The 14,405-nt window shown below is 44.6% G+C and carries 9 protein-coding genes; 8 read left to right on the plus strand and 1 reads right to left on the minus strand.

Annotated elements, in window-relative coordinates; translation table 11 throughout:
- Positions 1–125: 125 nt before the first annotated feature.
- Both ACYTPF_RS05460 and eno read left to right on the plus strand, forming a co-directional pair.
- Positions 126–1,757 carry a CTP synthase gene (locus tag ACYTPF_RS05460; RefSeq protein ID WP_461851445.1) on the plus strand — a complete coding sequence of 544 codons (1,632 nt, stop codon included), beginning with the start codon at positions 126–128 and terminating at the stop codon, positions 1,755–1,757.
- Between the two features lie 59 nt (positions 1,758–1,816).
- On the plus strand, positions 1,817–3,109 hold the full coding sequence (eno, locus tag ACYTPF_RS05465; RefSeq protein WP_269918844.1) for a phosphopyruvate hydratase: 1,293 nt from the start codon (positions 1,817–1,819) through the stop codon (positions 3,107–3,109).
- A gap of 417 nt (positions 3,110–3,526) precedes the next feature.
- On the opposite strand, the gene ACYTPF_RS05470 is transcribed toward eno, so the two are convergent.
- Complete coding sequence (locus tag ACYTPF_RS05470; protein ID WP_461851446.1) at positions 3,527–6,484, minus strand: TonB-dependent receptor; 2,958 nt, start codon at positions 6,482–6,484, stop codon at positions 3,527–3,529.
- A 520-nt stretch (positions 6,485–7,004) separates the two neighbouring features.
- Here ACYTPF_RS05470 and ACYTPF_RS05475 point away from each other — a divergent pair.
- The 6 genes from ACYTPF_RS05475 (at position 7,005) to ACYTPF_RS05500 (ending at position 14,400) form a co-directional block, all read left to right on the plus strand.
- Positions 7,005–7,757, plus strand: coding sequence for a hypothetical protein (locus ACYTPF_RS05475; protein WP_461851447.1), 753 nt, complete (start codon positions 7,005–7,007; stop codon positions 7,755–7,757).
- 433 nt (positions 7,758–8,190) lie between these two features.
- Entirely contained in the window at positions 8,191–9,750 is a 1,560-nt protein-coding gene (gene leuA, locus ACYTPF_RS05480) for a 2-isopropylmalate synthase (RefSeq protein WP_461851448.1), read from the plus strand.
- Positions 9,751–10,848: a 3-isopropylmalate dehydrogenase gene (leuB, locus tag ACYTPF_RS05485; protein ID WP_049585949.1), complete on the plus strand. Its 1,098-nt coding sequence runs from the start codon at positions 9,751–9,753 to the stop codon at positions 10,846–10,848.
- Positions 10,849–10,857: 9 nt separating this feature from the next.
- Positions 10,858–12,258 (plus strand): 3-isopropylmalate dehydratase large subunit, encoded by a 1,401-nt coding sequence (gene leuC, locus ACYTPF_RS05490; RefSeq protein ID WP_461851449.1) that lies wholly within the window; start codon positions 10,858–10,860, stop codon positions 12,256–12,258.
- 3 nt (positions 12,259–12,261) lie between these two features.
- On the plus strand, positions 12,262–12,867 hold the full coding sequence (leuD, locus tag ACYTPF_RS05495; RefSeq protein ID WP_461851450.1) for a 3-isopropylmalate dehydratase small subunit: 606 nt from the start codon (positions 12,262–12,264) through the stop codon (positions 12,865–12,867).
- Positions 12,868–13,203: 336 nt separating this feature from the next.
- Positions 13,204–14,400, plus strand: coding sequence for an HD-GYP domain-containing protein (locus ACYTPF_RS05500; RefSeq protein WP_461851451.1), 1,197 nt, complete (start codon positions 13,204–13,206; stop codon positions 14,398–14,400).
- Positions 14,401–14,405 lie beyond the last annotated feature (5 nt).

A 14,405-nucleotide genomic window follows, 5' to 3' on the forward strand; every position in this document is an offset into this window, starting at 1 on the left:
ATGTGGGCAAATTGATTGTCTGCCCACATGATTTTGCGTATACTATCGCCCCGTCCAAAGTGTAGCTGGTTTTGTTCTAAACTCAGCCTATATTTACCATACAACCCAAACGTTCTAGGTTTCGCATGACAAATTATATTTTCGTCACAGGTGGTGTAGTTTCATCGCTAGGTAAAGGTATTGCTGCAGCATCGCTGGCCGCAATTCTGGAAGCTCGCGGTCTCACCGTAACCATGTTAAAACTCGACCCTTACATCAATGTCGACCCGGGCACTATGAGCCCTATCCAGCATGGTGAAGTATTTGTTACTGATGACGGCGCTGAGACCGACCTCGATCTTGGTCACTACGAGCGTTTTATTCGCACCCGCATGACAAAGCGCAATAACTTCACTACCGGCCGTGTATATGAGGAAGTGTTAAAGCGCGAGCGTCGCGGTGATTACCTTGGTGCAACTATTCAGGTTATCCCTCATATTACCAATGAAATTAAGCGCCGTGTAATTGAAGGTGCTGAAGGCCACGATGTGGCTATTGTTGAAGTGGGCGGAACCGTGGGTGACATTGAGTCACAACCTTTCTTAGAAGCAATTCGCCAGCTTGGTACGGAAGTGGGCCGTGAGCGCGCTATGTTCATGCACTTAACGCTAGTACCTTATATGCCAGCGTCAGGTGAAGTAAAAACTAAGCCTACACAGCACTCGGTAAAAGAACTGCGCTCTATTGGTATTCAGCCAGACATTCTTGTGTGCCGTTCAGTTGGTGCATTACCAGCCAGCGAACGTTCTAAAATCGCGCTGTTCACCAACGTTGCTGATAAAGCGGTTATTTCACTTAAAGACGTAGACAGCATTTACCGTATTCCTGCTGCACTTAAAGCGCAAGGTATGGACCAGCTGGTTGTAGACCGCTTTGGTTTAGAGTGCAACGAAGCAGACCTATCTGAATGGGAACAAGTGCTTTACGCTGAGTCTAACCCTACAGCTGAAGTAAATATCGGTATGATTGGTAAGTACGTTGAATTGCCTGATGCCTATAAGTCAGTTAATGAAGCGCTTAAGCACGCCGGTCTTAAAAATCGCCTTACCGTGAACATCCATCACATCGACTCACAAGATGTGGAAAGCAAGGGCACGCAAATTCTAGAGCAGTTGGACGCTATCTTAGTACCTGGCGGCTTTGGTGAACGCGGTATTGAAGGTAAAATCGCAGCAGCCCGTTATGCTCGAGAGAACAAGGTGCCTTACTTAGGCATTTGTTTAGGTATGCAAGTCGCGCTTATCGAATATGCACGTAATGTGGCAGGTATGGAAAACGCGAACAGTACTGAATTTAATCCAGACACACCTTATCCTGTTGTAGGTCTTATTACCGAGTGGTTAGACGCTGCGGGTACCACTGAAGTACGTACCGAAACGTCTGACTTGGGCGGCACTATGCGCTTAGGTAGCCAGCTTTGCCACCTTATTGAAGGCACAAAAGTTCACGAGATGTATGGCGATGCTGAGATTTACGAGCGTCACCGTCACCGTTACGAGGTAAATAACAACCTGCGCGACCAAATCGAAGCGGCAGGATTAAAGGTAAGTGGTTTGTCCACTGACAAGCGACTTGTAGAAGTGGTGGAAATCCCTGATCATCCATGGTTCATTGCGGGCCAATTCCACCCTGAGTTCACATCAACTCCTCGGGATGGACACCCACTATTTACTGGTTTCGTTGCTGCGGCAGGAAAATACCAGAAAGAAAATCACTAATTTCTAATAAAAGGGGCGCTCTCTCCCGTTGCGCCCCATTCAATTGTTGAGGAAAAAACATGGCGAAAATTAGTCGCATTATCGGACGCGAGATCTTAGATTCACGCGGTAACCCTACTGTAGAAGCAGACGTATATTTAGAATCGGGCGTAATGGGCCGAGCTGCAGCACCATCAGGTGCCTCTACTGGTAGCCGCGAAGCACTAGAACTACGCGACGGCGACAAGTCTCGTTACCTAGGTAAAGGTGTAACAAAGGCAGTTGCAGCAGTTAACGATACCATCGCGCCAGCACTTATCGGCAAAGATGCACTAGCACAAGCTGATATCGACGGCATCATGATTGACCTTGATGGCACAGAAAATAAAGAAACACTTGGTGCAAACGCGATCTTGGCTGTTTCTCTTGCTGTAGCTAAAGCGGCAGCGGCGGAAAAAGGCGTAGCGCTTTACGAGCACATTGCAGACCTAAACGGTACTGCTGGTCAATACTCAATGCCTGTACCTATGATGAACATCATCAACGGTGGTGAGCACGCTGACAACAACGTAGACATTCAAGAGTTCATGGTACAGCCAGTTGGCGCGAAGAGCTTCAAAGAAGCACTACGTATGGGTGCTGAAATTTTCCACGCACTTAAGAAAGTACTTTCTGCTAAAGGCCTTAACACGGCAGTTGGTGACGAAGGTGGTTTTGCACCTAACCTTAGCTCAAATGCTGAAGCACTAGCGGTAATCGTAGAAGCCGTTGAAAATGCTGGCTACAAAATGAATGAAGACATCACGCTAGCACTAGACTGTGCGGCGTCTGAATTCTACAAAGAAGGCAAATACGTACTTTCTGGCGAAGACAAGAGCTTCGATTCAGAAGCGTTTGGCGACTATCTTGCAGACCTTTCTTCACAGTACCCAATTGTATCAATTGAAGACGGCCTAGACGAAAGCGACTGGGACGGCTGGGCAAGCCTAACTAAAAAGATTGGTGACAAAGTACAGCTAGTTGGCGACGACTTATTTGTTACCAACACTAAGATTCTTAAGCGCGGTATCGATAACGGTATTGGTAACTCAATCCTTATCAAGTTCAACCAAATTGGTTCACTAACTGAAACCCTTAACGCGATTAAAATGGCGAAAGACGCTGGCTTTACAGCGGTTATCTCTCACCGTTCTGGAGAAACTGAAGATGCGACCATTGCTGACCTTGCAGTAGGTACAGCGGCGGGTCAAATCAAGACTGGTTCACTATGTCGTTCTGACCGTGTTGCTAAGTACAACCAATTGCTTCGTATTGAAGAAGCACTTGGCGACGCAGCAACTTATAAAGGCCGCAGCGAAATTAAAGGTCAATAAGTTTAGCCCCAAAGTGGCTTAACTCACTTTTTAAAAGGCACCAGCGTAATACGCGGTGCCTTTTTTGTATTTGATAATCAACAATACTCTCGTCGAGTCTGTTCTCTGTTCTCTGTTCTCTGTTCTCCAGAAAGCTTAAAGCGAATCACAGCCCCTTCAACCAATCACTTATGGTTTTTAGCTACTCAGTGAAGTTGCCTAGCTCAGTGACGATATGAGAATTTCAGTTAACTACATTCGCACATGAATTCAATAGGAAAGGCAAGTCGTCAAAAATAGATAAATAGCGACAATATAAGGGCTTTTAAAAAAACAAAAAAAGCCCTAACTGGCGTTAGGGCTAATGCACACATCACAACCACACTTTGTGATCCAGGGTGTATATACTGCCGCGTGCCACGGCAGTTGTTTTACAAATTAAAAACGATAGTTTGCACCTACAGTAATTCTTCGGTCAGTAAGACCTTGGAAGCACAGAAGTGAGCCTTCGTTGACACAGTACTGCTCTACTTCAGACTCAGTAATGTTTACTGCCTCAACACCAATATTAAGGTTTTCGTTAACATCGTAAGTCACACTTGCATTTAACTGACCACGGTCAGCTTGTACCGCAGGGAAGCCCCATGGGAAGCTAGACGTACTGCCGAAGTCATTGGTACGGTAAGCTTCACGCCATGTGTAGCGCATACGAGCAGATAAACCGAACTTCTCGTAGTAAAGCGTAATGTTGTAAGCGTTTTCTGAAAGGTTAAGAAGACCTTGAACTGCCGTTACGTCGATATCTTCGACACCCGTAGTAGCAGCGAATACCGCGTCTGCACGACTTGTCGCAGAATTTTCTAGTTTACCACCAGAGAATTCTTGTATTGTGTAGTTAGCAAGCACACCGAACCCTGATGCCCAGCCTAGTTCTTGTTCAAAGCTGGAAAGGTCATATTGAACAGCAATTTCGATACCCTTCTGTGTTGTTTCAGCAGGATCGTTCACTTTTGTCTCAGTACCAACACAAACACCTGTACCTAGTTCTGGGCCAAACACGTTAATATCAGCGATAGGGTTGAAGATACCACCGCCTTCACATGGGTCAGTGAGATCGCGGTAACCGGTTGTAGGATCCTCAAAAGCACTTACGATTTGGTCTACGTGTAACTCTTTACGCGTCTTGTGGAAAAAGCCAACACTCAACACGCTCGCCTCAGCGAAGTACCATTCAGCGGCTATGTCGTAAGAAATAACCTCTTCAGGTTTCAAGTTAGGATTACCGATAGCTACGTTCGGGTTAGGGCTAGTACTGAATGTTACCGATGTAGAAAGGTCGTCAAAGTTAGGACGACGAATATCTTTACCCGCACCAAACCTCAACACAACATCATCCGCCACATCAGCAACTAAGTTAAAACGTGGTAAGAAGTAGTTATAATCAGATTCAGATACAATTGTAGAAACAATATCGTTGCCAGCATCATCCTCTGTTACAGAGTTACCCGTTGAAGTTAGATCAGTCTGAACGTAACGAAAACCGAAGTTACCTCTAAACATTTCATACTCGAAGTTAGCTTGAGCATAAAGTGCGTGCGTATCTTCTTCGATATCAAAGAAACCTGACGAACTTGCCGTTGGTTGACCTAATGACCGTGAAGAGCCGTGTGCTTCAAGCGCACTTTGTAGCGTTGCTAATACACCGTCTGGGTCAGAAGAAACCAGTTCAGGATCGATGAGAAGAAAATCTTTTACGTATAACTCTCTACCATCAGCTTCGTTAAAGTTGTCTGGGCCAGCCACTAGTAAATCAGAGAAGAGGTCACCACGCGGACTATCTTCCATTGTTCGCAAACCTACACTAGTACTGATGTCCTGCATCATACTGCTAGACTTGTTGTAACGATAGCCAAAATCAACAGATGTGATAAGCGAGTCAACGTAATAGGTGAAATCGACTCTGAACGCATCCTCAGAATTTTCAACAACATCACGCCCGATGTTAACGTCACGAAGTACTACGTTGTAAGGGTCTAATAATTGCTCTACAGTTGGGGCATATTCTGCTCCCTCAGCAATACCAAATGTTAGTGCACCTCCGCTAAGATCGTACGCAAATGGTACTGAGTTATCGTTCGCACCACCGGCATCTAACGGCGCATTCGGGTTGATAAAGTTAAGCGTTGTATTAAAGCTTGGCGTAGTAGTATCAGACGATGAAGAGGCTACCTCTGCAAATACGCTCCACTTTTCGCCCTGCCATTCTCCACCAAGACGGAAAATTTCACTCTTCGTTACACGAGAATTTGTATCTGTTGATAAACGTAGGTTCGGATCGTCGTCATCGTTTTCCAGGTTTACAGGTATAACGCCACGTAGTGCCGCCTGGATAGAGCCTAGGTTTGTACCACCTAAAGAACCAAAATCGATAGTTTCAAACTCGTCTGGAACAGAAATGTCATTTAGCGCACTTACACCCGATGCTTGAACTCGAGAACTCTCTTGCAAACGTTCTTGATCATTAATAATGGCGTCAAAGAAAAACTTAGTGTTGTCATTCGGCGCCCATTCAATAGTACCTACTAGGTTTTTAGTTTCGTACTCGAAGTTATCATAATCTTGAACGAAGAACTGGATAGGTAGAAAATCAAAAGACTGAGCACTTGCTACGCCACTATCTGAAGCAACTAAGTTATCTCTATCTGCGCGAGGACGAAATGCAGTTACGTCTTGCTGAGCATAACTACCACTTATTACAACACCAATGGTACCGTGGTCGGTATCCCAGTTATCACCAAACGTGCCTGAAATACGAGGTTGAAAGTTGCTATCAGTAGTTAGGCTGCTGTTCTCACCTTGTACACGAAATGCTGCAAGCTGTTCATTAAGCTGTAAGGGGCGGATTGTTTTTAGGTTGATCGTACCACCCACTGAACCTTCAATGGTTTTTGCATCAGGTGACTTGGTAACCTCTAGGCCTGCTATAATCGCTGCTGAAACGTCCTCAAAGTCAATACCACTTCGACCTGCACCTGAGCCAACTGTTGAAACACCGTTGATTTCAGTACGGTTGGCATCGGTACCACGAATTTGAACACCCGTACCAACACCCGCTTCACGCGTAATCTGAATACCGGTAATGTTCTCTAATACTTCTGCTAAGTTCTGGTCTGGTAACTTACCAATGTCCTCTGCTTCGATAACCTCAACAAGGTTATTTTTAAAACGCTTTTCATTCATTGCGCTCGCGAGCGACGCACGGATACCCGATACCTCAATGACTTCTACATCTTCGTTTTGTTCTTGCTGTGTTTCTTGTGCATTTACTGATGCGGTTAGGCTTAGTGTCGTAGCCGAAAGTACCGCAAGTGTAATCTTTGATAACTTGTGTGCCATGTGTGTTTTCCTCTTAAGGATTGAGGAATGTCTAATCACTCATTCCTTACCACTTAATTGATTTGCAACTTACCCGCCCTGCAAACTTGTCTTACACCTACTTTACAAGACAGTTACAAAAGTAAGACAAGTTTTTACATTGGTCAACACAAAATGTTAAAAAATGGTCAATTTTGTTTATATTTTTGGCATTACCAATATTTACAAAGGATAATTCAATAAGGTTCCACGTCATATTAAATATAAAATAAACTCTAAAATACAACAGGTTATACATTTTAAACGTATTATTCTTATTTTTTAACATTGCCTATACATGCCGCAATCCTTGCAACATAATTGGTCATACAGATTTTTCGTTAATTAGTAGTATGCCAATCCATTGTTAAAAAATGGATGAAACTTAAGTTTGTCAATCGCTCAGCTCATTGGAGGCAATGCCTATTGAAATCGCTATGTGGCGCTTATTGCCGTTTCTTGGTACGGTTAAACAATAATCAAACACATGTGCAGATAAGTAATGACATCAGAGAAACCTTCTTCTCGATCTCAAACAGGCTTTTTCAGTGAATCGGGTGAATTAGGGGGAAGCCATGCGCAGTTCACCGAAATTTGTACTGCGCTCTATGAGAGAGAATTATTGACACTCGCTCATATGAACACAAACAACGCGTCAATGTTGAAACGTCGAATGGGCGGTCTGCCCTATCATATTCGAAGCGTTGCTCGCTTTATGGTTACACAACTTCAATTGTCTCCTCCGCTGAAAGTCGATACGCACAACGGAAGTTGGTTTTCTAAGCAACCGGGTAAGTGCCCTGGTTTAACGCAAGATAATGAAAAATGTGTACAATGGTTTAAGAAAAATACGGATTACGGTTTAGTTGTTCCTGTACTTGTTCAAAGCATTGAAGGGCTTACCATTGAACTTGACTCTATTGATATGTTTCGGGAGTCCAGAGACAAGATTCATTTAAATAAACATGGTTGGTTCGATTTAGGCGAAGGCCAACTAACTAAAAAATGTTCGACACTAGATACTATTAACACTCAACCTACTGATGAAATATCAAAAAGCGTATTTTCTTCGTCCCAACTATCATGCACCACACTTACGTTGTTAAAACCTACTAAAGCTATAATGAGTAGTGCTTGCTGCGGTCATATGTGGAACTATAAATCAAAAACTAACCCGCGTTCTCTTTCGTTACGAGAAATGCGCTTATCCACCCGGCTCGATTGGAAAAGTTTCACTTCAACACGTAATAAGTAATAATTATTCACTTTTACTGCATGGTATCCCACCAATCCAAATATCATCTTTTTAAGCTTTTTAGTATATGCATCCTAACGATTTGCTTAAGCAATATTAAGGTTTGCCGAATACAACGTAAAGTGTGAAACACCTTCAGCCTAAAGAGCAGATATTAGGATGATCATCCTAAATAATTAAAAGATAGCTTTTATATACGAAAAATATACTCATTATCGTAAACAATGGTTGACCTCTCCCCGTCACATGGGTACATTGTCGCTATCAACTTGGTCAGCAAAGAAACAACAGCAAATGCGTATTCGTTTTCTTCTTCTATCTCTACTCCTTATGGCAGCCAGACTGCACGGGTAGATTGCGACCAGCGATTTAATTTCACAAAAACCCGTGCTCAGCACGGGTTTTTTTTTAACTATTCAACTGAGAGAGCGTCATGACAAATCAAGTGAAGATCTTTGATACCACATTGCGAGACGGTGAGCAGGCCTTACCTGCAAGCCTAAGTGCCAAAGAGAAATTACAGATCGCGCTGGCGCTCGAACGCTTAGGCGTAGATATTATTGAGGCGGGTTTTCCCGTGTCTTCTCCTGGTGACTTCCGCTCTGTACAAATGATTGCAAAAGAGGTTAAAAACTCCGTTGTTTGTGGCCTATCTCGTGCTTTGCCAGGCGATATTGATGCCTGTGGTCAAGCGCTAAGCGTTGCCGAACAATTCCGTATTCATACCTTTATTGCTACCTCCGAAATTCACGTTGGCGCTAAGCTTCGCAAGTCACAAGATGAAATTGTTGAAATGGCGGTGAAGGCGGTTAAGCATGCTCGTCAATACACAGATGACGTAGAATTTTCGTGTGAAGACGCTGGCCGTACTCACATCGACTATCTATGCCGCATGGTAGAAGCTGCGATTAATGCCGGTGCAACTACCGTTAATATCCCAGATACAGTGGGCTACACTACCCCCACAGAGTTTGGCGGTATCATCCAGCAGTTGTTTAACCGTGTACCTAATATCGACAAAGCCACAATCTCTGTTCACTGTCATAACGACTTGGGTTTAGCTGTTGCGAATTCATTGGCAGCCGTTGAGCAAGGTGCAAGACAGGTTGAATGTACGATAAACGGTATTGGCGAGCGTGCTGGTAATGCATCGCTTGAAGAGATAGCCATGATCTTACAAACCCGTAAGAGCATGTTAGGCATTGACACCAATATCAATTCAACCGAAATTTCACGTACCTCTAAATTGGTGAGCCAGCTTTGTAATATGCCGGTTCAGGCAAACAAAGCCATCGTAGGTGCCAATGCGTTTAGTCACTCATCAGGTATTCACCAAGATGGTGTCTTAAAAGCGCAAAATACCTATGAAATTATGACCCCAGAAAGTGTGGGCATTAATAAGAATAACCTAAACCTAACGTCTCGCTCTGGCCGTCATGTAATCAAGCACCGATTGACTGAGCTTGGTTATAAAGCTGAAGACTACGATTTAGAAGCAGTGTACGTCGCCTTTTTGAAACTAGCGGATAAGAAAGGTCAAGTATACGATTACGACCTTGAAGCCTTGTTGTTCTTCGATAAGCAAAAGCACGACCAAGCACACTTCCAGTTGCTTTATCTTCAAGCTAATTCAGGCCGTGAAATCATCCCAAGCGCTACGGTCAAAATGAAAGTGGGCGATGAAGAAATTACCCAATCCAGTATTGGAAATGGACCTGTAGATGCGGCGTATAAAGCTATTATGTCTATACTGGGTCACGAAGATTTAGAAGTTGTCGACTTTAAACTAGATTCAAAAGGTGAAGGCGCCGATGCCTTGGCGCAAGTGAGCGTTATCGCCACATATAAAGGTCGCCGTTTCCACGGGATCGGGCTTGCTACAGACATTGTAGAAGCCGGCGTAAAAGCTTTGATCTTCGTATTAAATAACACTTATTTGGCCGATCAAATTGATCAGCAAAAAAACCAACAAGAACGCGTTGCAGGAGTATAAATGAGCCAGTATTCAATTGCCGTATTAGCCGGAGACGGTATCGGCCCAGAAGTTATGCAGGAAGCCAATAAGGTTTTAGATGCTGTTGAAAAGAAGTTTAACGTCACCCTCAACCGTACTGCATATCCTGTAGGTGGCTACGCCATTGATACTGAAGGCGAAGCGCTTCCCTCGAAAACGCTATTAGGTTGCGAGCAAGCCGATGCAATTTTGTTTGGTAGTATTGGCGGCCCTAAATGGGACACCTTACCGCTTGAACAACGTCCAGAGCGCGCCGCACTACTTACCCTTCGCAGCCATTTTGACCTGTTCAGTAACTTACGTCCTGCTCGTATTTACCCGGGACTTGAAAGCCTGTCTCCCCTTCGTGAAGACATTGCTAAATCAGGCGTAGACGTTTTAGTTGTGCGTGAGCTAACCAGCGGTATCTACTTTGGTCAGCCTAAGGGCCGAGAAGGTGAAGGCGAAGAAGAATTCGCGTATGACACTATGCGCTACAGTAAACGTGAAATTCGCCGTATTGCGATTGCAGCGTTTGAAGCGGCACAGAAGCGTCGCGGCAAAGTGACTTCAGTAGACAAAGCTAACGTACTGGTAACCAGCCGTTTATGGCGTGAAATTGCTGAAGAAGTAGCAAAAGACTATCCAGATGTAGAACTAGACCACATCTACATCGACAACGCCACTATGCAAATAATGAAGAACCCAGCGCAGTTCGATGTGATGCTGTGTTCAAACCTTTTTGGCGATATCGTTTCTGATGAATGCGCTATGATGACCGGTTCTATGGGCTTGTTGCCATCGGCAAGTATGAACGAAGATGGCTTTGGCCTTTATGAGCCAGCAGGCGGTTCAGCCCCAGATATTGCTGGTCAGGGCATTGCTAACCCTATCGCACAAATTTTATCAGCCGCCATGATGCTGCGTTTCAGCATGAACTTGAATGATGCTGCCGACGCAATTGAAAAGGCAGTAGTGGCAACGCTAGAAGCAGGTGTACTTACAGGCGAGTTATTACCTGCAGACAAACGCAGCCAAGCGGCAAGCACGTCGCAAGTGGGCGATGAAATCGTTAAACAATTAATGGCGCAGGAGTAAAAAAACCTCATGGCCAAGACCTTATATGACAAAGTGTGGCAAGCCCACATTATTGACCAAATCGGTGAAGACAGCTTAATTTATATCGACCGTCACTTAATTCACGAAGTAACGTCTCCTCAGGCATTTGCTGGCCTTAATGAAAAAGGCCGTAAAGTACGACGTCCTGATCGCACGGTTGGCACAATGGATCACAGCATTTCGACTCGTTCACTGGCAATTGATGCCTGTGGACCAGCCAATGCGCTTCAGCTACAAACCTTGGCAAAAAACTGTGAAGAACACGGCATTCAGCTATTTCCAGTGGGCCACCAGAAGCAAGGTATTGTGCACGTTATGGGCCCTGAATTAGGTCTAATTCAGCCTGGTATGACGGTGGTGTGTGGTGACTCACATACTGCAACCCACGGTGCATTTGGTGCGCTGGCCTTTGGTATTGGCACCTCTCAGGTAGAGCACGTTCTGGCTACACAAACGTTGAAACAAAGCCGCGCGAAAAGCATGCTTATCAACGTAAATGGCAAGCTTCCTGTCGGTATTACCGCAAAAGACATCATTCTTGCCATCATCGGCAAAATTGGTCACGCTGGCGCTACTGGTCATGTTATTGAGTACGCGGGTGAAGCTATTCGCGGTCTAAGCATGGAAGAGCGCATGACTGTGTGCAACATGAGTATTGAAGCTGGCGCAAAAGCTGGCCTTGTTGCGCCAGACGAAAAAACCTTTGCTTACCTTGAAGGTCGGGAATACGCGCCTAAAGGACAAGACTGGGAAGACGCTGTCGCTTATTGGAAAACCCTTTACACCGAAGAAGGCGCTACCTTTGACACTGTGGTTGAACTTGAGGCGGCGGGTATCGCTCCTCAGGTTACTTGGGGTACCAACCCAGGTCAGGTTATTGGCGTAAACACGCCTGTACCTGCCCCTGAAGATTTTAGCGACCCGATTGAAAAAGAAAGCGCGGTAAAAGCTCTAGAGTATATGGGCTTGAAACCTGGTGAAAAGCTTGCCGATATTGCAGTAAACCACGTGTTTATCGGTTCGTGTACCAACGGTCGAATTGAAGATATGCGTGCAGCAGCACACATCGCCAAGCGCGGTAAAGTCGCTGACTCAGTGACTGCCATTGTAGTACCAGGCTCAGGTAATGTTAAACGCCAAGCAGAAGCTGAAGGCTTAGATAAAATTTTTACCGATGCAGGTTTTGAATGGCGCTTGCCGGGCTGCTCAATGTGCCTTGGTATGAATGATGACAAGCTAGTGGCAGGCGATAGATGTGCTTCTACCAGCAACCGTAACTTTGAAGGCCGTCAAGGTCGTGGAGCACGTACTCATTTAGTAAGCCCAGCAATGGCTGCCGCTGCTGCAATTACCGGTCGCTTTGCTGACGTTAGAGATTATCAGGAGTAAGTTATGTCTGAACAAGGTTTTACACAACACACAGGCATTGCTGCGCCACTTGATCAGGCCAATGTCGATACCGACCAAATAATTCCGAAGCAGTTCTTAACGGGTGTTACACGTTCAGGCTACGGTAAACATTTGTTTCACGACTGGCGCTATTTGGATTTAGAAGAGAAAGAGCCAAACCCAGCTTTTGCGCTTAATAAGCCTGAGCACAAAGGCGCGAGCATTTTGTTAGCGCGAGAGAATTTTGGCTGCGGCTCTAGTCGTGAGCACGCGCCATGGGCATTGGCCGATTTTGGTTTTCAAACTGTGATTGCCACCAGCTTTGCTGATATATTCTACGGCAACTGCATTAACAATCAGCTAGTTCCCGTGGCGCTATCTAGCGAACAAATGGACGAATTATTTGCGGCTGTTAAAGCAGATCCAACAACCAAGATAACTGTTGACCTTCCTGCGCAAACCGTGAGTTTTAACGATACTAGCTTCAGTTTTGACATTGCAGAGCATCACAAGAACAACCTGATTAAGGGTTTAGATGCCATCGGTCAAACATTGGAGCTTGCAAGTACAATTGAAGCTTTTGAAGGCAAGCAGCCAGCTTGGTTGTAAGCGCTAAACAACGTGTGACGTAAAACATAAAACGTCTAGAGCTTGAAAAAGAGCGCTACCGCAAGGTAGCGCTTTTTTATTTTTTCCTTCCAAGCATTTATCTAAACTTCTCGCTGCTTCGAAGTGTGTCACGACTAAATGCTAAATGTTGCTGCCTAATAAGAAGCAACGGTTCTTATTTCTTGTGTGCCTTAATAAAAAGCATATGCATTGAAACAGCAAGACTTAACTATACTAAAGGTTAATAAACCCCTCACTTTTTCCACTGGAATATCGTATTATTTGTCTCTAATGTAGTAAAAGGCTATGGCAACACTGTGCCGTACAGGAGAGATAATGTTAGAACAGGTACCCATTGATGATTTGCAGCCTGGGATGTACGTCAATCAAGTACTTGAACAAACGGGTTCACTTAAAATGCGCTCTAAGGGCATTGTAAAAACTCAAGCTATCATTGATAGCCTTAGAGCTAAGGGAATTCTTACAGTAGAAGTAGACCTAGCCAAGTCAAAGCTTCCTAGAACGCCAGAAGCCCCAGAGCCATTAAAAGAAGAAACACCACAACCTACAAAAGCACCGGTTAAGTCATTAGGCCGCGATTCAATTAATGAGGCTAGTGAACTTTACAATAGTGCGCTTACTATACAGAGTAGCTTTCTAAAATCACTTCAAAAAGGTGCAGTGACCGATCTTTCTCCCATGGAGTCGCTATCCCACAGCCTCATAGAAAGTGTATTTGACAATAAGGACGCGCTCAGCTGCCTTACCATGATCAAAGATACCGACCAATACCTTTTAGAGCACAGCATCAATTGCAGTGTACTTAGCGGTATTTTCTGTGAGTTTCTAGGTTTTGACAGAGACACTACTGAGCAGGTGAGTTTAGGTGCTCTTTTAATGGACATCGGCATGTCTTCACTACCTGATGAAATTCGCAACAACACAGGTGAATTGTCTAGCAACGATTGGGAAGTAATGAAAACCCATGTTGAAATTGGTGCAGACTTAGTCGAACAATTCGGTGATATATCTGATTTATCGCTTTGCATTATCAAACAACATCACGAGCGCGTGGATGGTAGCGGCTACCCTAATGGGCTGGTCGGTGACGAGATTTCAGAGTTCGCCCGTATTGCCGCTATCGTAGATGCTTACGATGCCATGACATCTAACCGCATTCATCAAAAAAGCATTACTCCTACACAAGCTCTTAAACGCCTTACGGCGACGGAGAACTTAGATCAGGAGCTGGTAAAGCAATTTATACAATGTATTGGTGTGCACCCTGTAGGTTCATTGGTTCGCCTTAAAAGCGGAAAGTTAGGGATCGTAAGTAAAATTAACCCTAAAGATCCAGTAAGCCCTCACGTTATGACTTTCTACAGCGTTACTTCACAACATTTTAATGAAGTGAAACGAATTGATTTAAGCCAATATGATGATGAGATTGTTTCAGGGGTGCGCCCAGAAGAGTTCAGCTTAAACCTGCCTAAATTTTTCAAAGACGTTTTCGTAAATCAAATGCCGCGGTAAACCCA

The organism is Alteromonas sp. HB246098 (assembly GCF_054890645.1).